The organism is Demequina sp. NBRC 110053 (assembly GCF_002090095.1).
In the GTDB taxonomy this organism is placed as follows: Bacteria; Actinomycetota; Actinomycetes; order Actinomycetales; family Demequinaceae; genus Demequina.
This window is the reverse complement of sequence record NZ_BBRJ01000003.1, coordinates 68905-89889: the sequence shown is the minus strand read 5'-3', so window position 1 is coordinate 89889 and position 20985 is coordinate 68905. Positions and strand designations below refer to the sequence as shown.

18 protein-coding genes are annotated in these 20985 nt (G+C 72.3%); 8 read left to right on the top strand and 10 right to left on the bottom strand.

The genetic code is table 11. The features are described 5' to 3' along the window. Positions 1 to 7: 7 nt before the first annotated feature. Positions 8 to 541: a low molecular weight phosphatase family protein gene (locus B7K22_RS09560; RefSeq protein WP_159448835.1), complete on the top strand. Its 534-nt coding sequence runs from the start codon at positions 8 to 10 to the stop codon at positions 539 to 541. 43 nt (positions 542 to 584) lie between these two features. Here B7K22_RS09560 and B7K22_RS09555 read toward each other — a convergent pair whose 3' ends face one another. From B7K22_RS09555 to B7K22_RS09525, 7 genes are all read right to left on the bottom strand, one after another. Then, the gene (locus B7K22_RS09555; RefSeq protein ID WP_084040036.1) at positions 585 to 1682 is read right to left on the bottom strand and encodes a glycosyltransferase; all 1098 of its coding nucleotides are present in this window, start codon (positions 1680 to 1682) and stop codon (positions 585 to 587) included. Beyond that, positions 1679 to 2797 carry a glycosyltransferase gene (locus tag B7K22_RS09550; RefSeq protein WP_084040035.1) on the bottom strand — a complete coding sequence of 373 codons (1119 nt, stop codon included), beginning with the start codon at positions 2795 to 2797 and terminating at the stop codon, positions 1679 to 1681. Before B7K22_RS09550 ends, B7K22_RS09555 begins: the two co-directional genes overlap by 4 nt. Then, the gene (locus tag B7K22_RS09545; RefSeq protein WP_144276382.1) at positions 2794 to 3837 is read right to left on the bottom strand and encodes a glycosyltransferase; all 1044 of its coding nucleotides are present in this window, start codon (positions 3835 to 3837) and stop codon (positions 2794 to 2796) included. Before B7K22_RS09545 ends, B7K22_RS09550 begins: the two co-directional genes overlap by 4 nt. After that, entirely contained in the window at positions 3834 to 5771 is a 1938-nt protein-coding gene (locus B7K22_RS09540; protein ID WP_234983444.1) for a glycosyltransferase, read from the bottom strand. Before B7K22_RS09540 ends, B7K22_RS09545 begins: the two co-directional genes overlap by 4 nt. A gap of 67 nt (positions 5772 to 5838) precedes the next feature. Beyond that, positions 5839 to 6960, bottom strand: coding sequence for a glycosyltransferase family 4 protein (locus tag B7K22_RS09535; protein WP_144276381.1), 1122 nt, complete (start codon positions 6958 to 6960; stop codon positions 5839 to 5841). Between the two features lie 14 nt (positions 6961 to 6974). Then, the gene (locus B7K22_RS09530; protein WP_084040032.1) at positions 6975 to 8306 is read right to left on the bottom strand and encodes an O-antigen ligase; all 1332 of its coding nucleotides are present in this window, start codon (positions 8304 to 8306) and stop codon (positions 6975 to 6977) included. Between the two features lie 4 nt (positions 8307 to 8310). Next, positions 8311 to 9294 (bottom strand): glycosyltransferase family 2 protein, encoded by a 984-nt coding sequence (locus tag B7K22_RS09525; RefSeq protein WP_084040031.1) that lies wholly within the window; start codon positions 9292 to 9294, stop codon positions 8311 to 8313. Between the two features lie 126 nt (positions 9295 to 9420). Between B7K22_RS09525 and B7K22_RS09520 the strand changes: the two genes are divergently transcribed. From B7K22_RS09520 to B7K22_RS09510, 3 genes are all read left to right on the top strand, one after another. Then, positions 9421 to 10629 carry an ABC transporter ATP-binding protein gene (locus B7K22_RS09520; protein WP_144276380.1) on the top strand — a complete coding sequence of 403 codons (1209 nt, stop codon included), beginning with the start codon at positions 9421 to 9423 and terminating at the stop codon, positions 10627 to 10629. 11 nt (positions 10630 to 10640) lie between these two features. Then, positions 10641 to 11450 (top strand): ABC transporter permease, encoded by an 810-nt coding sequence (locus B7K22_RS09515; RefSeq protein ID WP_159448834.1) that lies wholly within the window; start codon positions 10641 to 10643, stop codon positions 11448 to 11450. A gap of 178 nt (positions 11451 to 11628) precedes the next feature. Continuing rightward, the gene (locus tag B7K22_RS09510) at positions 11629 to 13752 is read left to right on the top strand and encodes a glycosyl hydrolase (protein ID WP_084040029.1); all 2124 of its coding nucleotides are present in this window, start codon (positions 11629 to 11631) and stop codon (positions 13750 to 13752) included. 24 nt (positions 13753 to 13776) lie between these two features. On the opposite strand, the gene B7K22_RS09505 is transcribed toward B7K22_RS09510, so the two are convergent. The 3 genes from B7K22_RS09505 to B7K22_RS09495 are packed head-to-tail and all read right to left on the bottom strand — an operon-like array spanning position 13777 to position 16544. Then, positions 13777 to 14634 carry a hypothetical protein gene (locus B7K22_RS09505; RefSeq protein WP_144276379.1) on the bottom strand — a complete coding sequence of 286 codons (858 nt, stop codon included), beginning with the start codon at positions 14632 to 14634 and terminating at the stop codon, positions 13777 to 13779. 11 nt (positions 14635 to 14645) lie between these two features. After that, a complete protein-coding gene (locus B7K22_RS09500; protein ID WP_084040027.1) occupies positions 14646 to 15599 on the bottom strand; it encodes a glycosyltransferase family A protein in 954 nt (317 codons plus the stop codon). 9 nt (positions 15600 to 15608) lie between these two features. Continuing rightward, on the bottom strand, positions 15609 to 16544 hold the full coding sequence (locus B7K22_RS09495) for a glycosyltransferase family 2 protein (RefSeq protein ID WP_144276378.1): 936 nt from the start codon (positions 16542 to 16544) through the stop codon (positions 15609 to 15611). 54 nt (positions 16545 to 16598) lie between these two features. Here B7K22_RS09495 and B7K22_RS09490 point away from each other — a divergent pair, with 54 nt between their 5' ends. The 4 genes from B7K22_RS09490 to B7K22_RS09475 are packed head-to-tail and all read left to right on the top strand — an operon-like array spanning position 16599 to position 20949. After that, positions 16599 to 17810, top strand: coding sequence for a glycosyltransferase family 4 protein (locus tag B7K22_RS09490; protein ID WP_084040025.1), 1212 nt, complete (start codon positions 16599 to 16601; stop codon positions 17808 to 17810). Positions 17811 to 17849: 39 nt separating this feature from the next. Beyond that, positions 17850 to 18923: a glycoside hydrolase family 99-like domain-containing protein gene (locus tag B7K22_RS09485; protein ID WP_200807425.1), complete on the top strand. Its 1074-nt coding sequence runs from the start codon at positions 17850 to 17852 to the stop codon at positions 18921 to 18923. 1 nt (position 18924) lies between these two features. Further along, positions 18925 to 19971, top strand: coding sequence for a glycosyltransferase family 4 protein (locus B7K22_RS09480; RefSeq protein ID WP_084040024.1), 1047 nt, complete (start codon positions 18925 to 18927; stop codon positions 19969 to 19971). Between the two features lie 6 nt (positions 19972 to 19977). Then, entirely contained in the window at positions 19978 to 20949 is a 972-nt protein-coding gene (locus B7K22_RS09475; protein ID WP_234983479.1) for a glycosyltransferase, read from the top strand. The last annotated feature ends 36 nt before the right edge of the window (positions 20950 to 20985 follow it).

Sequence of the window (20985 nt, the reverse complement as noted above, 5' to 3'; positions counted from 1 at the left end):
GAAGCCGGTGAGCGTCCTGATCGTCTGCCGGGCGAACCGGTGTCGCTCTCCGCTCGCGGCGGCACTGCTGAGCCGCGCCGCCGATGGGGCTCTCACGGTCAGCTCGGCCGGGCTGCTCGTCTCGGGCATCGGCGTTCCTGACAGGGGCGTCGGCGTGGCGGCCGACGGGGGAGTCGACGTGTCGACGCACCGCAGCCGCCGCGTGACCGCCGCGGATCTCGACGAGGCCGACCTGGTGCTGGCCGTGGACGGAGACGTCCTGCGCGAGCTCGTCACCGACCACTCGGCGCAGTGGGCACACGTGCACACCTTCGGTTCGCTGCGTCGTGCCCAAACTGCGGCGCCGCGGCTGGCCCACGAGGGCGCGCGGGAGTGGATCGCGCGCGTGGGCGCGGCGCGCGAGCGTCGAGAGCTCGTGGAGCTGCCCTCGAGCGACGACGTGGAGGACCCCTTCGGCCGTTCCACGCGTACCTGGAGGCGGGTGATGGCGCGTCTCGAGGGGGAGACAGCGGCAGTCTGGGAGGCGCTGCGCCCTCGGTGACCGGGCCCCGCTGCGGGGGTCCGGGCCCCGCTGTGCTCACGGGTCAGGTCAGGTGGCTGCCCATCCACGCAGCGATCCGGTCGCCGAAGTCCTGACCGTCGAAGTCCTCGGCGCGGGCGAGCCGGGCCTCCCGCGAGGTGCCGACGGCGACCTGCACGGCATCGCGCACATGAGCGGGGTCGCGCCAGTCGTGAACGTGCGCCCCTGAGCGGCCGTGCTCGACCGTCTCCGCCCCTCCGCCCACGTCGCTCACCAGCACTGGCGTCCCCGTCGCGAGGGCCTCGAGCGGCATGATCCCGAAGTCCTCGATGGGGGCGAACACGTACACCAGGGCGCGTGAGTACAGCGCGCTCAGCAGCGCCTGCGAGGGGCGTCCGGCGAAGACGACGGGAACCGTCGCCTCGCGTGCGACTCCATCGAGTCGCTCGCGGTCAGGCCCGTCACCGGCGATGACGACGGGAAGTCCGACCGCCTCGCCCACGCTCACGGCCGCCTCGAGCCTCTTGTACGGCACGAGGCGAGATGCGCCGAGCACGTACTCGCGCGGCAGCCGCCGCAGCACCTCGTGCTCGGCCGGCGTCAGCCGGGGCTCCGGGCTCTCGCGAAACGCGCGCACGTCCACAGGGGGGTGGATGACGGTGCTCTCGCGACCCCAGCAGCGCTCGATGCGCGCCGCGATGAAGCTGCTCACGGCAGCGATCGCGGTGGCCTCCTGCGCGCGCCGGCGATCGAGGCGCCGCAGCGGTCGCGCAGCGACGCGAACCGCCGCGGACTGGCCGCGTCGGTCGAGGTCCGGCTCCCACAGGTAGCGTGCAGGCGTGTGCGCGAAGACGAACTTGGGTGCCCCTGGCAGGCGGATGTGATGCGCGAACAGGTGGCTCGAGCACAGCACCCAGTCGGCGGCCTTGACAGGCGGAAACCGCCAGGTGGCCGTCATGGCGGGAAGGGCGGCGGCCTTCGACCGCCGCAGCGGCGTGCGAGCGAGCAGCGACTCATGCGTCCGCCCTGGTGCGAATGCCCCGTGGGTGTCGTCCCATGCGCACACGATGGGCGCATCGGGAAATCGGGCGGCGAACGCCGCGACCACGTTCTCCGCGCCGCCGCGGGGCTCGATCCATTCGTGCGCGATCAGGCCGCTCACCGTGGCCCCCGTCCGTCGGCGACCTCTGCGAGGATCTCGCCGAACTCGCGCGCCCGGTCGCGCCAGTCAGGGACGTCAGCATGATGGGTCGTGGCGCGGCTCGAGGTCGCCGCCTCGACCGCCACGCTGGCCAGCCGATCGACTGGTGCGATCTCGACGCCCGGGGCGTCGCGGAACCCTGCCACCGGAGTCGACACGACGGGTCGCCCGACCGCGCGGTACTCGTAGAGCTTGATCGGGTCCAGCGTCTCGGTGAAGGCGTCGACGCGGTGAGGCACCACGAGCACGTCGGCGTGCTGGAGATAGCCTGGCACCTCGTCGCGATGACGTGCGCCCAGCACGACGACGCCCGTGGCGGCCCGCAGACGTCCGGACGCCGCCGGGTCGAGCGCGTCGGGTCCCACCAGCACCAGGCTGCCGCCGATCGCGGCCATCGCCGCCGCAGAGGTGATGCACAGATCGACGTCCAGGCGGTCCTCGTGGAGGGTTCCGCAGTACAGGGCGATGGGCGACGGCGGGAGGTCGCCCGGCCTGGGCGCAGCCGTGCGATAGCGATCGACCTCGACGGCGTTGGTCAGGAGCGTGCCGCCCTTCGTCGCCTGGAGCCGCGGCGAGCACACGACGACGCGGTCGGCACGCTCCAGCAGCCAGGCATCCGTCCGTCGCAGCCGCTCGCTCTCGCGGGGGCCGCGATCCGCGAGCACCCAGTCGTCCGTGATGTCGTAGACGGCCGGCGCACCCAGAGCGCTCACCACACCGGCCCGGCGGGGATCGTTGATCCATACGGTGGGGGAGCTCCAGCCCAGGTGCCGCACGGCCTGCACCACGGCGCGGTCGAGCGCCCTGTCAACGGTGTCGCCCAGCAGTCGGGGAAGCCACTTGGTCGACTGCAGGGCGTGCAGGCGACCGTCGTACCCGGGCACGCTCCTCAGGCCGTTGCCCTTCCGAACAGCGCGGCCGGACAGCGCGGCATGGAGCGGGTCTGCGGGCGGCTCGACCACGAGCACCCGCCACCTCGGGTCGGAGGTCAGCAGCCCATGGGCGAGGTACTGGTTGCGTCGCCAGACGTCGTCCCACGGCTCGAGCGAGCACAGGACGACCGTGCGGCTCGTCATGCGCGCGCCCGCGCGGGACGGAGGGCCGCGTCGAGCACTGCCGAGGTGGCGGCCGCGCCCTGGAGCTCCGCGCTGAGGTGGTGACGCTGATGCGCGCGCAGCGCCGCGCCGATCGCGGCGCGGGAGTCCGGATCAGCCGCCAGCTCGCGGATGACCTGCGCCGCACCCTCGGCGTCGCCGGCGGCGAAGAGGAGCGACGGTTCGACGGCTCCGACGGTCTCGAGGTGCCCGCCAGCCCCGGACGCGACGACGGGCACGCCTGCCGCCATCGCCTCGATGGCGCTCAGCCCCAGGCCCTCGCGGGGCGTGGGAGCGATCGAGAACGCCGTGGCGCCCAGCAGCCCGGGCACGTCCGGGTGGTGGCCCACGAACTCCACCGAGTCGGAGATGTCCAGCTGCGCGGCCAAGGCCTCGAGCCTCGTGCGCTCGCTGCCGTCGCCGACGACCATGAGCCGCCAGGGCGCGCCCAGGCGCGCCAGCGCCCAGGCCCGCAGCGCCGTGGCTCCGTCCTTCTCGGGCTCGAGGCGCTGGGCGATGATGGCCGTGCGCGAGCTGCGCACGTCGGCTGCATCGCGATCGTCGACGCCGGTGCGCACCACGACGCACTCGCCCTCGACGTGGGCGGCCACGAAGTCGGACACAGCGACCTGCCCGGCGAGACCTCGCGCTGACCACACGGCGAGGCGCCTCACCGCGCCGGTCGAGCCGCGAGGCGCCGCGAAGTGCCGCCAGCTGACATGAGGCATCGAGCGCGCGCGCCGCACCGCCGCGCCGATGAGGTCCGCCTCGGTCATGTGGCTCACGAGCGCGGCGTGCCGAGGCGCGCGCAGGGCCTCGCGGAGCGCCGCCGAGGGGCTGCTCGCTGGCCGCCACCGCGCGCCGACGGCCTCCAGTGGCTCGCGCATGGCCGACTCGCGCCCTCCGATGACGAGGACGTCGTGCCTCGCGCGCGCTGCCCACACGGCCTGGGCGAGCACCGCTCGCTCCACACCGGCGAAGGCGTCGGACCGCACCAGGTGAACGATCGTGGCGTGGGTCACGTCGCGGACTCCCACCGGACCGGCCCGGTGCTGAAGATGCGCCTGCGTCGGCGGGCCTGCTGGCCGCGAGCACCGGGCAGCATCATGCCGCGAAGCGCCGCGCCAGCGACGTTGGCGGCACGGTACACGGCCCATCCGGCAGCACCGTGGTGCTTGCGGACGTACCTCTCGGCGCTGCCGTAGAAGTGCGCCTCGCGTCGCCGCGGGTCGCCGCCGGTCCCGCCCCCCACGTGGGTCGCGGCGACCTCCGCCAGCTCGATCATCCATCCTGCGTCGCGGGCTCGCCGCTGCCAGTCGGTCTCCTCGGCGTACAGGAAGAATCGCTCGTCCATCCCGCCCAGCTGGTCCAGGGCCTCGGCGCGCAGGAGCAGCACGGATCCGATCACGAAGCCGTGCGAGCGGCGCAGGCGACCCAGGCCCACCGCCTCGATCCAGGCCCCGACAGGCGTGGGGAACGGCCACCACACCCGCACCGGGTGCCCCGTTCCCGGCTCCGTCTGCGAGGCGCCCACCGCCGCGCAGTCTCGGGTGGCGCGCAGGCGTCTCTGCATGAGCCGGACGGCCTTGGCATCGATGCGGGCATCGGGATTGAGCAGGAGCACATCGCCCTGCAGGCCGCGCCGCCTGCGGTCCTCGAGGCCGCGGTTCACCCCTGCGCCGAAGCCGACGTTCCCTCCCGCGTCCACATAGACGGCACCTGCGCGCTCCGCGATCCGACGCGTCTGCTCGGACGAACCGTTGTCGACCACGGTGACGGCAAGCGTTCCGTCAAGCTGGGCGAGACAGTCGCCGAGCACCGAGGGATCTCCGTAGGCGACGATCAGCACGTCGGGATCTGGCGCGGCCGCCGGGTCGCACACCTCGTCGTAGAGCGCTCGCTGGCGGAGAGCGATCGAGCTCCACGAGAAGTCGCGTGCTCGCCGCAGACCCGACTCGCGCAGGCGGAGCCATGACGGCCCCGCCGCATCCTGCAGCGCCGCGGCCAGCGCCGGCGGGTCGTCTTGCGGCACGAGCATGCCCGCGCCGTCGATGACGTCAGGGAGGGCACCTGCGCGAGAAGCGACCACCGGCACTCCAGCGGCCATGCCCTCGGCGGCCACGCGTCCGAACTGCTCCCGCCAGCGAGGGGTGTCGCGGGATGGCACGGCGAGGACGTCCAGACGGCGATAGCGCTCGACCAGGGCGGCGCCTTCCGCGAAGCCCAGGAACGCGGTCCGATGCCCCATCCCCAGGGAGCGCGCGCGCTGCTCGAGCTGAGAGCGCAGGGGACCGTCGCCGGTGATCTCCAGGCGTGCCTCGGGGATCCGCGCCACAGCGTCGAGGAGCACGTCCACGCCCTTGTGGGCCGCGAGGCGTCCCACGAAGCCGACGACCGGCCTCCCGGGGTCGGGCGGCATGCGGTCCTCGCTCGAGAAGAAGTCCTCGCTCACGCCCAGCCCGAGAGGGACGCACGGTCCGCGCAACCCCTTCGAGCGCAGGATCGCGACCGCGTCCGAGTTGCACACGTGTGCGCCCGCGGCATGGGTGAGCGCGGAGCGCTCCCACCAGCGGAACGGCGGGGGATAGCGCTTGTCGATGTTCTGCGCCGAGTACAGGACGTAGGGCGCGCGGATCCCCCGAAGCCGTGCCAGCAGCCGGATCTGCGCGGTCGCGACGGAGACGGGCTCCTCGTGGATGTCGATGAGGTCCACATCGCTGCCGAGGGCACGCCACAGCCCGAGGGGGGAGTACAGGAAGAGGTTCGGGTGGCTGCCCCAGGTGCGCACTCCCTGGACGGCCTCGTCCGGTGCGGGCTGCAGCGCGACCAGCTGACCGCCCTCGTTCCACCGCCGAGCGCTCACGAGAGTCACCTCGCAGCCCGTGGCTGCGAGCGCGGACTCCCGCTCCCTCCAGGCCGTCACCACGCCGTGGTGGGCGAACCTCAGCACACGCACGCGCGACCCCTCCCCTCAGCGCCAGCCCCCTCATCACTCTAGTGGCGCCACACCCGCAGAGGAAGGCTCAGCAGTGGTCGACCACCTCCCGCAAGGCGCGCCAGGTGCGCGACCAGTCATGAGCCTCGGCACGCCGCCGCGCTGCGCGGCCCAGGTCAGCGCGCGCGTGCTCGTCGCTCACCAGCCAGCGCAGCGCATCGCCCCACGCGCGCGCGTCGCCCGCGCGGGCCAGGACGCCCGCGTCGCCTACGACCTCTGGCAGGCCCCCCACGCGGCTGGCGACGACCGCGAGGCCGGTGGCGAGCCCCTCGCCAGCGGTGAGTCCGCTGGGCTCGGCCCACGTCGAGGGCACGGCGAGGACGTCGGCGCGGCGGAGCATCTCGGGCAGCGCGTGACGGTCGACGAAGGGGACGAAGTGGACCGGAATGGGTGCTCGTGCGGCGAGACGCCGGAGGCGCCGCTGGTACCGAGTGAGCGGATCAGAGGCCGAGAATCCGTGTGAGCCCACCACGGTGATCTCGACCGGAAGCCCGGCGAGCGCCGCGGCCGCCTCGAGCAGGACGTGCACGCCCTTGTGCGGAACGGTCCGCCCCACGAACATCACCTGAACCGGCCCTGGCTCCCTGGCGTCGCGCGGGTGGAAGGCGACCGTGTCGACCCCGTGGCCGATGGCGTGCACGCGCGCGCGCAGGTGGTGCGGCAGCCGCGCCGCGGTGGTCGAAGCGAGCGCCTCCGAGACGCAGACGATGCCGACGGCGGGTCCCAGCGCGCGAGCGGCCTCGCTGCGCGTCATGGATGCAGGCAGCGCGTTGTGAAGGTAGGGGAAGACGGGCGTGTCGTGCAGCGCCGGGTGGCCCGCGAGAGAGGGAGCGCCGTGGGCCAGGACGGCGTGCGGTGCCTCCGCCGCCGCGCGCGCCGCGACGGGATGCCACCACGCGTCCTCGGCGTGCCGACGGCGGCCGATGGCTCCGCGCGCGTAGTCCGCGAGGGCGCTCACCCGGCCGGGTGGGCTGCTGGGCTCGCACTCCCATGCGACGGCGTCGCGGTACCGCGGCTGAAAGGTGGTCCGGTCGATCGCGACGCCATGGCGCCAGTCAGTGTCGCCGGAGGCCGCTTGCGCGATGCCGTGGACGACTGTCGGGATGGCTGATCCGGTGCGCGGCGAGTAGTGGTCGCCGGGAGTGAGCACGTGCGCGAGGACCCTCACCGCCGGAACACCGCGGCGCGCAGGTCGAGGGTCCGCGGCGACTCGTCCTCGATCACGGTGCCCTCGGCGAGGTGCTTGGCGTAGACGCCGTAGCACAGGGCGGCGACCAGCCACAGGAGCGCGGCCTGCCCGGCCACCCAGTACAGGTCGAACTGCCCCTGAGTGAATCGCCCGGCCACCACGGCGAGTCCCAGCGTGCCGTAGGCGGCCGGCAGCCGCAGCAGCGCCCAGGAGGCGATCGCGAACATGGCGAGGAACCCCACGAGTCCGACGACCCCTCCCGACGTGAGCACCTCGAGCTCGGCGTTAGGCGGCTGGATGTGGCCCGCGAACTCCGGCGTGTACCACCAGCGCAGGCCGTTGCCCACGATGGGCGACTCCCGCCATACGGCGAGGCCCTCCTCGTACCATCGCACGCGTTCGGTGGCGGAGTTGAACGGGTTGCCGGAGCTCAGCTGTGAGCTCACGTTGATGGCCACGAGCACCGCGACCGCGAGCGCGACCAGCCAGATGAGCTTGGGCCGGCGCATGCCCCCGACGTAGGGCCGCGTCGCGATGATGAGCATGCCGACGAGCGCGGCGATCATCCCTTGGCGCGACTGCGAGGCGGCGATGCCTGCCGCGAGCACCGCCATGGCGAGCCCGACCCGCCCCCTCGACCAGCCGAGCCATGGCGGGCGCGCGTACGCGATGATGAGGGCCGACGCGAGCATGCCTCCGACGGTGTTCTTGTGCAGGTCGCCCACGTACGCAGGGGCCAGCGCGCCCGTGGCGATGAACCAGTTGACGGTCGTGAGCACCGCGATCACGCCTACCACGCAGCACGCCAGGACGTAGGCTCCCAGCGCCGCGCTTGCACGACCGTTGCGCCCCACGACGAATCCCACCGCCATGGAGCCGAGCACGAGCACGAGCTCGTGCGCCCACTCCACGAGGTTCTCCGAGTACGGTCTCCACACCAGCGTGGGGATCATGAGTGCAAGGTAGGCGACGCCGGCGAGGATCAGCGGCTGCATGACCATCGCGCCCCTCCGCTGGAGCATGAAGAGTGCGATGACGGTCGCGGCGCCGAGCACGACGTCCGACAGGCTCACGAAGCCCCCCACGCGGAGCGTCGCGAGCGTGGCCGGGAACGCGACGATGGGCACGAGGGTCATGTCGACCGACGCCACGCCGATGAGGAGCAGTCCTACCGCGATCGGGAGCACCAGGCTGGAATGATCGACGGCGAGCACCGCGAGCGAGGCGGCGATGGCCACCGCACCAGCGGCGACGGCGATGGTGTTCGCCCAGGCTCGATCCCGAGCCCTCCCCAGCATCACGGCCATCGCGTCACCCTTGCCTCGATGGGCCGACGCCGGCAGCGGTCGGGACCTCGCGTGGTCGCCAGGCCTCGGCGCGGGCCCGCAGCCAGCGGGGAGCGGGGCCGAAGCGTCGAGTGACGTACGAGACGACGGCGCTGGCGACCATGAGAGCCTCGTGGCTGGCCTCCGACGGTCGGCCGGCGCGCCGCTCGGCGGCGATGGTGTGCAGCGCTCGCGTCCTCAGCAGCCTCACGCGCGATGCCGCGCTCCCCCCGGCGCTCCTGTTGTAGAGGAGGGCGTTGCGAACGAAGTAGTACGTGCTGAGCAGTCGGGCGGCGCCGGTGAATGATGCGGAGACGCGATGCAGGATGCGCACCTCGGTGAGGACCTCGAGCGGATGTCCCGCGTCGGCGACCCTCCTGCTCCAATCCGAGTCCTCGAAGTTGAGGAAGTAGCGCTCGTCGAACATCCCCACCCTCTCCCACACGGTGCGGGCGGCCGTCACGCAGCAGCCGGCGAGGACCGGCGTGCGGCGGCGGCCGTCGAGCGGCGGCGAGAGTGCGTCAGCGGGAGCGTGGCCAGGGATGAGATCGCGGGGATCGACGGTGGCGCCCCCGAACCACAGCACCGAGGGATCGTCGAGGCGGAAGATCGCCGGGCTCACGACGGCGCCCCCGAGTGCCGCGAGCTCGAGCGCCGCGATCGCGTCAGGACTCGCGACCGTGTCGTTGTTGAGCACGGTGATGGTGCGCGCACCACGCCCGATCGCCCACGCGATGCCCCGGTTCATGCCGCCGGCGAAGCCCAGGTTGACGCCGGTCTGGAGCGTGTGGACACGAGGCCAGCGCCTCTCGATCTCCTCGAGCACGCCATCGAAGGAGCCATTGTCGATCACGAGAATGTCGCTGCCCAGCGCCTCGGGGCGGAGCGACTTCACGCACCGCAGGGTGTCCTCGCTGCCGTGCCACGACAGCACGACCACGGCGCCGCGCTCGCTCGACCCTGCCGTCACCGTTCCCCCTCCGCCAGTGCCCCCTGTCCCACCCTAGGCGACGAGGGTCGAGGGTGGTAGCGTGACGTCCGGCAAGGGCTGGGGGCATCTCGCCTGCTGGGGAGCGCGAGACGAGGGGGGTCACGGGTGCGCGACACTGCAATCTCGGTCGAACAGCTCACGAAGGTGTACCGGATCAACCGGCGCGCCGCGGGCATCGACCGGATCACGGACGCGGTCGTGGACATGCTCAAGAACCCGCTCCGTCGCCCCACCTATGACGAGTTCCGCGCGATCCAGGATGTCACCTTCGACATCCCCTGGGGCGAGGCCGTCGGCATCGTCGGCCGCAACGGAGCCGGCAAGTCGACCCTGTTGAAGCTCCTGACTCGCATCACGGCGCCCACCGAGGGGCTCATCGATCTCGGCGGGCGCGTGGGCTCCCTGCTCGAGGTCGGGACCGGCTTCCATCCCGAGCTGACGGGACGCGAGAACATCTACCTCAACGGCGCGCTGCTGGGCATGACGCGCAAGGAGATCAGGCGCCGGTTCGACGAGATCGTCGACTTCTCGGGCGTGGAGAAGTTCCTCGAGACTCCCGTCAAGCGGTACTCCTCTGGCATGTACGTGCGTCTCGCCTTCTCCGTCGCGGCACATCTGGAGACGGAGATCCTCGCCATCGACGAGGTGCTGGCCGTCGGCGACGCCGAGTTCCAGGCGCGGTCGCTCGCGAAGATGCGCTCGGCTGCCGCTGAGGGCCGCACCGTCCTCTATGTGAGCCACCAGCTTCACACCGTGACGGCGCTGTGCTCCTCCGCGATGTACCTCGACAAGGGACGGCTGAGCCACTACGGCACGGTCGACGGTGCTCTCGAGGCCTATCGCGAGAGCCTCGCGAGCTTCCGCGTCGAGCAGCGTGACGCCTCCCGTCGCGAGGGCACCGGCGAGATACGGTTCGACAGCGTCCAGGTGACGCAGCAGCAGCAGTCGCCCACCGACGACACCGTGGTGGTGATGCGTCTGCCCGCCGCGCCTCACGTGCCCGGCAGCTACTTCGTGTCGTGTCACGTGGAGGACCACAACGGCGCGACGATCGCCCAGTGCGACTCCCGCGCGGTCGGGGAGTGGTTCGACCCCGAGCAGGCTCACGAGGTCGAGCTGACCGTGCGAGGCCTCTGGCTCAAGCCAGGGACCTATTCGATCAAGGCGTCCGTGTGCCAGAACGGCATCCTCGACTCGTGGGAGGCAGCGGACGTGTTCGACGTGCTGCCGCAGTACCCGTACCCGGTGCAGACGTCCGACGAGGCCTTCAAGGCCGGGCTGGTGCTCACCGACTTCAGCTACGAGAGGAGCTGACGATGGGCCGCATGATCGTCACGCCCCCCAAGGGGCTTAGCCTTCCGCGCTGGTCCGAGGTGTGGGAGGCGCGTGAGGTGCTGTGGCGCTTCGGCCTGAGGGATGTCGTCCTGCGCTATCGCCAGACGGTCGTCGGTGTCGCGTGGGTGATCATCCAGCCGCTGATGTCCGCCGGCGTGTTCACCATCATCTTCGGCAACGTCGCCGACCTTCCCAGCGGCGGCATGCCGTACTTCCTCTTCACCTTCGCCGGCATGCTCGGGTGGAACCTCTTCGGCGGCGTGGTGGAGCGCTCCGCCCCGTCGCTCGTGGCCAACCAGTCGCTCGTCGCGAAGGTCTTCTTCCCTCGCATGCTCGTGCCCATGTCGAGCGCGTTCTCGGTGCTGATCGACTTCGTGGTGGCGCTGGGACTCATGGTCGTCCTTCTCGTCGTCTTCGGCGTGAACCCAGGCTGGGCGATCCTCACCCTGCCCATCTGGGTGATGCTCGCCGTGCTCCTGGGCCTCGGGATCGGGCTCGCCGCCTCGACGCTGCTCGTCCGCTACCGCGACGTCGGCTACGTCCTGCCGTGGCTCCTGCAGCTGCTGTTCTTCGCCACGCCCGTCGCCTACTCCCTGGAAGCGGTCCCGGAGCAGCTCGAGTGGCTCTTCACCATCAACCCGCTGTCGTGGCTCATGGAGTCCTACCGCTGGGCGCTGCTCGGGCTCGACGCCCCACCCCTGTGGCAGATGCTCGGCGTGGCGGGGGCCGCGATCGTCGTGATGAGTGCCGGGCTGCTCGTGTATCAGCGCTTCGAACGGGAGTTCGCGGACGTCATCTGAGCAGGCGCGCCGTGCGCGGGCTCTCGACGCGGATCGGGCGGACGACGCTGGACAGCGCCCGCGCGACCAGGGACGCTGGACTCGTGAGGGTGCTGCAGCGTCGTGGCGTCGGCCACGGTGGAGGCCACGCCGTCCGCGGCCGCCAGGCTGTCGGGCGAGTGAGCGCCGGAGCGGCGTCGTGAGAGCCCGGCTCGGCGGGGTCGTCGCCGCGCTCGCGCTGCTGGCAGCGTCCGGATGTGGAGGTGACGAGACCTCCGCCGGACCCGAGGGAACCCTGGGCATCTCGGAGCCGGCGCCTCGCGACGGGAGCGATGAGGTGTCCGCTGACGAACTCGAGCCACCCAGCAGCGACGTGGTCGCCCCGTCCGCGCTCGACAGCGCCGCGCCGCTCCCGCAGCGCGCGGGCGCGAACGGCGTGGCGGGGCGAGTCGAGGCCGGTCTCGCACCACCGACCAACCGCTGGTACTCCGGCCTGGTGTTCGGTCAGGGGCCGGCATCGGCCTATGCCTCGCCGCTGTCCATCACGTCGCGCGACGGAGGTCTCAGCATCGGCGTGCCGTCCGTGTCAGTGACGGAGACGGCCATCATCGGTCCTGCGGTCCACGATGTGGCGATGGCCGTCGAGGGCGCCACGGGTCTGCCGAGGGCGGTCGAGGCGGGCCCGGTGCACGCGGTGCTCGGGCTCGGGGGCGCCACGGGCGAGCTCGCGCGCGTGACGATGGCCGCGGGTTGGCCAGCCGTGTCCGTCGAGGCGAGGGCCGACACCGCGCTCGTCCTGGACATCGCGCTCACGAGCGTCGGCCAGGGCGTCTGGGCGGCGGAGGTCGACGGCCGGCGGTACGCCGTCGTCGTGGACGGAGACGACGTCGATCCGGGCGGCGGTGACGGCGGCGGTGACGGAGGCGGCGTCGCGGGATCGCGCATCCGCCTTCCCGCAGGCGCCACAGTGATCGTCATCGCCGTGCCAGACGGCGCGGACCTCGTGGAGATGGCGAGGCAGGTGGGAGGCGCGATCGACGGCGTCGACGTGGGCCTCGCTGTCCGCGAACACGAGGTTCTCACCTCGCTCGCCTACCGGGGCGGCGATGGCACGGTGGTCGCGCTCGATCCGTCGCGCGCGGAGGGGCTGGACTGCAAACTGGGGGAGTGGGAGACGATCCAGGGGCCCCTGCGGGCGTGCGCGACGTCATCGGTGACATGGCCGGTTCCAGCCGTGGAGCCGACGACCACGCACGAGCTCGACGCGATAGCCGGTGAGGAGCGGGCGGCGGTGGTCGCCGCGCTGCGCGAGAGCGCCGAGGCCACGCCGGAGTTCCTCGACGACACCTACTTCGGCGCGAAGGTGCTCCACCGTCAGGCCGTGCAGGTGTCCGTGGCGGCGAGCCTGGGGGAGGAGGCGCTGGCCGCAGAGCTGGCGGCGCCGCTGATCGACGAGCTCCTCGTGTGGACGCAGGCGGACGGCTGCGACGTGCGCGACCGTCGTTGCTTCCAGTACGACGTCGATGGCCGTGGCGTTGTCGGGCTCCAGCCGGCGTTCGGCTCGGAGCTCTACAACGACCATCACTTCCACTACGGATACCTCCTCAACGCCGCCGCGATCGCCGCGCGACATGACCCCGGCATCATCGACCAGATCGCGCCTGTGATGGACCTGGTGGCGGCGGACATCGCCAGCCCACCGGGGTCCACGCTGTTTCCTGAGCTGCGGGTGTTCGATCCGTACGCAGGCCACTCGTGGGCCTCGGGCCACGCGCCCTTCGCCGATGGCAACAACCAGGAGTCGAGCTCGGAGGCCGTGCTCGCGTGGAACGGCGTCGCCGCTTGGGCTCAGGTGCGCGACGACCCAGCGCTCGAGACCACCGCACGGTGGATGCTCGCGCTCGAGGCCGATGCCGCGCGGCGCCTCTGGCTGCATCCCGACCTGTCGGCATGGCCACGCTACGAGCACGACATGGTGTCACTCAGCTGGGGAGCGCGGCGGGAGCATACGACGTGGTTCTCGCAGGACCCGAGCGCGATCCTGGGTATCCAGCTGATTCCCATGGCCCCCGTGCAGACGCACCTGCGCCCTGCCGATGCGGACCAGTCGGCCGCGATCGGCTCACTGGTCGAGGAGTCCGGCGGCATCGCCGCCGGCGCGCCGCTGAACGACTACGTGCTGATGTACTCGGCACTGGCCGGTGAGTGGGAGCGCCAGGCGGCATGGGAGGCGGCCCTCGCGATGCCGGCAGCGGCGATCGACGGGGGGAACTCCCGGGCGGCACTGCTCGCCTGGATCGCAGCCGCTGGGTCGGGAGGGTGACGTCCCGGTGGCCACGGCCCGGCCTCAGTCGGCGAAGACTCCGCTGCGGTCATGCCGCACCAGCGCCGGCCAGAGACTTCCGGTCAGGGGGTGGAAGTCGCGCATCAGGGGCCGCAGCAGGGGCGAGGGCCACCACCTCATCCAGTAGTAGCGACGGAGAGACGTGTCGCGGGCATGGCCCGAGGAGTCGATCTTGCGCCGGATGTCCCTGGCGGGCCGCGCCCAGGACCGATGGATGATCGCGTCCTCGTGGCGCAGGAGACGGGCGCGGCTCTCGCCGGGCTCCTCGGCCCTGGTCACCTGGATGGACCGGTCGTCGCCCGCGACCTGTGGGCGCAGGAAGGGGCCGTCCGACCGCCTCGCATCCGTCAGCCGGGAGCCGGGTCGCACCGCGATCGGTCCCGGGTACTCATAGATGGGCCGGTGATCCCGCGCCACGACCTCCAGCACGGAGCGTCTCGTCGCGCGGTACAGCACCCGCATCGGCCATTCGACGGCCGTGACGCCGCGACGATCGGCCTCGTCGAGCACCGCCGACAGGCGCTCGGGCCTTGGCATCAGTTCGTCGTTGTCGACGCACAGGATCCACTCCACCTCGAGGCCCAACGCATCCACCGCCGCCTGGCGCTGCGCGACCTCCGCTGCGCGAGGGTCGGAGGGGTCGGTCCACCGCCCGTGGATCTCGGTCACGATTCCGCGCGTGTCGAGCCTCCGGATGACCTCCAGCGCCCGGGCGACGGGCAGGGGTCGGCCCGTCCAGCTCCTGTGGTCGGCAGGTACTGGCACGACGATGCGTTCGACGAGGGGATACCACTGCGGCAGGGTGCGCTCGAGCCACACCGTGTCGCCTGGGAGGACGTAGGCGCCGAGCCGACGGGTCATCGGGGCGTCCGTCACCGCAGTCCGACGCGCCGCGTCGCCCATCGCCGCAGCCAGCGCGCGCGGCGGCCGCGTGGCACGGTCAGCAGCAGCAGCGCAAGCTGCTCCGCCGCCGTCGCGTCGGATCGCGCGAGCCCGTAGAGCAGGTGCTCGACGTTCGCGCCTGCGCGGTGCTCGCGCGGGAACACCCCGCCGAGCCGCACTGCCGCCTGCGTCGACAGGAACGGGGCGACCATGGGCGAGACGGTGGTGGTGGACCGCGAGTGCACGCGGTAGAGCAGTTGGCGCGAGTCGATCCGGGGGATGGGACCGCCGATGCGTGCGACGTTGAGGTTGAGCACGTGGTCGTCGAGCGCGCGTGCGTGCGGTGCGCAGCCACCTGCGCTGATGGCGACCTCGCGTCGGTAGAGGACGGTGGTGGTGAGCATGGCGGCGCCCTCGAGGAGACGGTCGAGCGTCAGTTGCGAGACCTCACCCGAGGCGCCCGCGATGGAGCCGCGCACGAGGGCGGGCTCGTCGCCGGCGGCGATCCACGCCTCCGGCCAGGTCTCGCGCCCGTCGCTCACGGCTTCGAGCGCCTCGCGGTCGCTGTCGAGAGCGAAGCGGGACTCGGTGGTGGCGACCGCCGGCGCATCTGCGACGGCCGCCACGTCGAGCATGGTCGCGAGACGCTCCTCGTGCCAGAGGTCGTCCTGATCGAGGAAGGCCACCCACGGCGTCGTCGCCATGGCGAGACCGCGGTTGCGCGCGACCGCGACGCCGAGGTTGGGCTGCTGCAGGACCTGCGCCACGGCATCGTGGGAGCGCGCGATCTCCACGGAGCCGTCGCTCGAGCCGTCGTCCACGACGACGACGGCCGGCGGCGTCGGCGTCTGCGCCGCCAGCGAGTCCAGCGTCGCGGCGAGGTAGCGCTCGCCGTTGTAGGTGGGCACGATCACCGTGGCGGGTGCGCTCGTCTCGCTGGTCACGCCGCCATGCTAGCGAGTGACGGGCGGTGCGGTGAGGGGCCAGGACGCGGAGCTCATCGACACGTCGACCCAGCGTCCAGACGGCTCCCAGCCGACGGCGGGCACCGCCTGGCCCGCCTCCATCGCGCGCCACATGGCGTCGGCATCGTCTCTCGCGAGCGCAGCTCCGGCGCGCCAGTGCCAGCCCTCCCACTCTCGCGCACCGGCGGCGTCGAGCGCGCGGGACCCGTTGGCGAACTTGCGCGCGACCTGCGAGGAGTCGCGGTACGGCACATGAGCGATGCGCAGGCCGCCGGTGACGCGTCCGCGGCGGTCCACGCCATGGTTGCCGGGCCCGACGTTCACCAGGGGATGGGCGCGGAAGGCCACCTTGTGGTCTCCCGCAGGGACAGGATCGAGCCTCGCGAACGGCGCGACAGCGGGGAGCGCGTCGTGCATCGCGGCGGTCAGCACGCCGGCACGCGAGGCCCGGAGCGCATCGCCCAGCGATCCCGTCTCGGCGAACCACCACTCATCGGCGTCGAACGGCACCACCCACGACGCTCCCGCCCACCACGCCCGCCGCGCCAGCGCGGTGATCTTGTGATGCTGGAGGTGCGCCTCGCCGTCATCGACGGCGAGGTGGATGCGCCCGTCCGAGCGCTCGAGCTCCCGCAGCAGCTCGCGGGTGCCGTCGGCAGACCTGTGGTCGCATACCAGCACGTGATCGACGCCCTGGGAGAGAAGGTGATCGATCGCGGCACGCACCACGTCCGCCTCGTCACGCACGGTGGCGACGGCCCAGATCTCATCGCGGCCGGGGGACCGGGGCAGGGGAGGCAGCGTCAGGCCGCGCAGCGCGAGCGCGCGCTCGTCGGCGGGGTGCTCGTGGCGCACGCGCGCTGCGAGCCACTCGCGCGCCTGGCCGATGTCGACGAGGTCGGCGGCCGCTGCCCGGATCGTCACGACCCCGAGCATAATGCGGGGCCGCGCCCCGCACCCGTGGCTAGACTCGCGACCGTGCCAGCACTGCGCGTGACGCTCGTGAGCCATGCCGCTCAGCGCGGCGGTGCGGAGACGGCGGCCATGCGCCTCATCGAGGCCCTGGACCAGCGCAGCGTCGATATCGATGCCGTGCTGCTCGCCGAGGGACCATGGGCCGGCGAGCTGGGCTCCCTGCTTCCCGTGTCCATGGTGGAGATGGGCGCGGCGGCCTCGGTCGCTCGCAGCGAGGCCGCCCGAGCGCGATCCGTCCAGCGGAACGTGCGCTCGACCATGGCCGCAGCGCGTGCCCTGGCCGCGCATTGTCGACAGCAGGGGACGGAGCTGCTCGCGGCCAACAGCCTCAAGGCAGCGGCTGTCTGCGCACTCGCCGCACCGCTCGCGAGGGTGCCGTGGGTGTGGCATCTGCATGACAGGCTCGCGAAGGACTACCTCCCGGGCGCGCTCGTGCACGTGTCGCGCGCGGCCGCGACGGCGCTCCCTCGGGCGATCGTCGCGAACTCGATGGCCACCGCTCGCACGCTGGGACGCGCGACCCGGCGCAAGGTCGCGATCGCCTATCCCGGCGTGCCGGACGGATGGTTCGACGATCCCGGGCCTGACACGGACGGGCCCGTGGTGATGCTGGGGCGCGTGAGCGAGACCAAGGGCCAGCTGGAGTTCGCCGATGCGGTGATGCAGGCGGCACCGCGACTGCCAGGGGTGCCGTTCGTGGTGGCGGGCGACGCGCTCTTCCAGGACGGCGGCTATCGTGACGCGCTCGCCCGCCACCCAGCGGTGCGCACAGGTGCCGTGACGCTCGCTGGCTGGGTCGACGATCCGTCGCGGATCCTGCGATCCTCACGGCTCCTCGTGCACGCGTCACCGGTTCCGGAGCCCTTCGGCCAGGTGATCGTGGAGGCGATGGCGGCCGGCGTGCCCGTGGTGGCGACGGCCGCCGGCGGCGCGGGGGAGGTGCTCGGCGGGAGCCGCGACGCGCTGAGCATCGGTGACGGTGTCTGGCGAGCGAGGCACGGTCTGGCGGCGCGACCAGGGGACGCGCGAGCGCTGGGCAGCGCGATCGAGCATGCGATCCGTCACCCGGAGGAGATGGCCGCCTTGGCCGCCGCGGCACGGACGCACGCGTGGGAGACCTACCGCATCGTCGACACGGCGCGCGTCACCCTGGAGGTCTGGCACCACGCGTCTGGGCGAGGTCAGGGACTCCCGCCGCTGCACGCGCTGCACTAGGGTGGCGACGTACAGACGGCATGGTGAGGGGGTGCTGGAGTGGAGTCGTTGCGTGCCCGCGCGATCGCGTTCTACCTCCCCCAGTTCCACCCCATCCCGCAGAACGACGCCTGGTGGGGACCGGGGTTCACCGAGTGGACCAACACGGCGAGGGCCCGACCGCTCTACCGTGGGCATCGCCAGCCCCACCTCCCGGCCGACCTGGGCTTCTACGATCTCAGGCTCGCGGAGGCGCGCGAGGCTCAGAGCGCGCTCGCGCTCGAGCACGGCGTGGAGGCGTTCTGCTACTGGCACTACTGGTTCGGACGGGGGACCCGCATCCTCGAGCGCCCGTTCGCGGAGGTGATCGCGTCCGGCTCGCCGGACGTCTCCTTCTGCCTCGGGTGGGCGAATCAGACATGGACGGGCATCTGGCACGGCGCCGACGACCGCATCCTCCTCGAGCAGCAGTACCCGGGCCCTGAGGACGACCGGGCTCACTTCGACGCCGTGCTCCCGGCGCTGCGCGACTCGCGCTACCTGCGGGTGGACGGCAGGCCGGTGTTCTACGTCTTCCGCCCCGAGGAGCTGCCCGATCCTCGCGCCTTCGTGGACCGCTGGCAGAGCATGGCGCGCTCCGCCGGGCTCGAGGGGCTCTACCTCGTGGCCGAGGTCAGCGACCTGCTGGGGCAGGGTGCAAGGTATGTCGATCACGCCGATGCGGGGTTCGATGCGGGGGTGTACGTGCGATTGCCTGCGTCGCGGACGCGCGGCGACGTGCTGCGCATGCGCGTGCGCCGCAAGCGGGGCGGGCCGGAGGTGTACCCGTACTCCACCGATCCCGACCTGTGGGACGCGGTGCGCGCGGACGTGACGCTGCAGCCCAGCGTGTACCCGAACTGGGACAACACGCCCCGCTCGGGGACGCGTGGACTCGTGCTGTCCGGCAGCTCGCCCGAGGCGTTCGAGCGCAACGTCGGCACCGCGGTCGCGACTCTTGCTGACCGACCCGAGCAGGAGCGGCTGCTGTGGATCAAGTCGTGGAACGAGTGGGCTGAGGGCAACTACCTGGAGCCCGACCTCGAGCACGGCCGCGCCTGGCTCGAGGCGCTGCAGCGCGGGCTGCGGGGCTGACGTGGCGTCGTCAGAGCCGGGGCTGCGCATCGCGATGATCTCGTACTACCTCCCGAGCGAGAGCAAGATCGGGGTGGGGCACCAGGTGCACGCGCTCGCCACCGCCCTGGTGCGACGAGGGCACGAGGTGGACGTGCTCAGCGCGTGCGCTCCTGTGCCAGGAGCGGAGTACGGCCATCGCCTCATCCCTCTCGCAGGGTCGATGCGCACCTTCAGGTTCGCGACAGCGCTGCGACGCCTCGATCTCAGCGACTACGACGTCCTCCACGCGCACGGCGACGACTACTGGATGTGGCGGCGGCGCGTGGGGCGGCACGTGCGCACCGTCCACGGGTCATGCTTCGAGGAGGCGCTGAGGATCCGGGGCATGAAGGAGCGCACGCGCATGGTCGCGCTGGGCCTGTCGGAGACGCTGGCGAGCGTGGTCGCTGACGCCACCACGGTCGTCTCGCCTCGCACCTCGCGCTGGGTGCCGCGCGTGGCCGCGGTCATCCCCAACGGCGTCGAGCTGTCGCGGTTCTCCGCGGTGCCGCGGGAGCGCACGCCTCATCCGACCATCCTGTTCGTCGGCACGTGGCACCAGCGCAAGCGCGGCGCCGCGCTCGCCCGCGCCTTCGTCGAGTCCGTGCTGCCCAGGCATCCCGACGCCAGACTGCAGATGGTCTGTCAGGACGCTCCCGACGATCCGGGGCCCCAGATCGAGATCCTGGGCCGTCTGAGCGATGCCGAGCTGGTCGCGGCCTACCGACGGGCATGGGCGTTCTGCCTGCCCTCGAGCTACGAGGGCTTCGGCATCCCGTACGCGGAGGCCATGGCGGCCGGCGTTCCGGTGGTGGCGACGCCCAACGTGGGGTCCGAGTACGTGACCGAGGACGGGTCCTGCGGCGTGCTCGTGCCGCTCGAGGATCTGGGTCCCGCGCTCGCCGACCTGCTGTCGCGGCAGGACGAGCTCGAGCGGCTGTCGGCTCGGGGCCTCGAGCGCGCGCGAGAGTTCGACCTCGCCTCGGTGGTCGACCGGTACGAGGCCCTCTACCGGAACGCGCTGTAGGTGACCATGCGCGTGTCCGTGGTGATGACCTCGTGCGACGGCGAGCGGCACCTCGCGGAGCAGCTCGCCTCGATCGTGGGACAGCGACGCCCGCCTGACGAGCTCGTCATCGCCGACGACGCCTCGACCGATGCGAGCGGGGACATCATCGCCAAGGCCCTGGCGTCCGTCCCCTTCGACACCACATTCATCGTGCGGGACGAGCGCTGGGGGCTGCGCCGCAACGTCGAGGACGCGCTGCGCCGTGCGACCGGCGACGTCGTCGTCCTCGCCGATCAGGACGACGTCTGGCGTCCCGACAAGCTGGAGGCCGTGGCCGAGGCGTTCACGGACCCCGCCACGGCGCTGTGGTTCTCGAACGCGCGCCTCATCGATGACGTCGGCGTCGACCTCGGCTCGACCTCGTGGCAGGCGGTGGGGCTGGGCGACGATGCCCAGGAGGAGTTCGCAGGACACTTCGGCATCGACCGCCTGCTTCACGGCCAGACCGTCACCGGGGCGACCATGGCCGTGCGCGCGGACGTGGTGGAGCTCGCGCTGCCGCTCCCCGAGGAGCTGGAGGGAGTCGACCACCTCTTCCTGCACGACGGCTGGCTCGCGGCGCTGGCCGCGCTGCTCGGCGCGGTGCGGGTCGACCCGCGGCCGCTCGTGGGCTACCGCCAGCACGGAGGTCAGGTGACGTCGATGTCCATGGCCCGGCCGGTCGCCGGCGACGCCGCTCCCGCGCCGGACCCGCGCGAGCGCATCGCCCGCGACCTCGATCGCACCATTCTCGTGGCGCGCCGCGCGGCGCGCGCTCACGACGTGCTCGCTGACGTCCGCGACTATCGCTCCCTCGCCACGCGCGAGAGGTTCCTCCGACTACGATTGGAGCCGCAGGGCCTGCGCAGGCGCGCCAAGGTGCTGGCGGCCCTCGCGCTCGGCCAGTACGGGCGCTACGCGGCGGGCGCGCGCACGGCCGCTGCGGACCTGCGCTGATGACCCTTGCGCAGCCAGGAGCGCGTCGATAGCGTA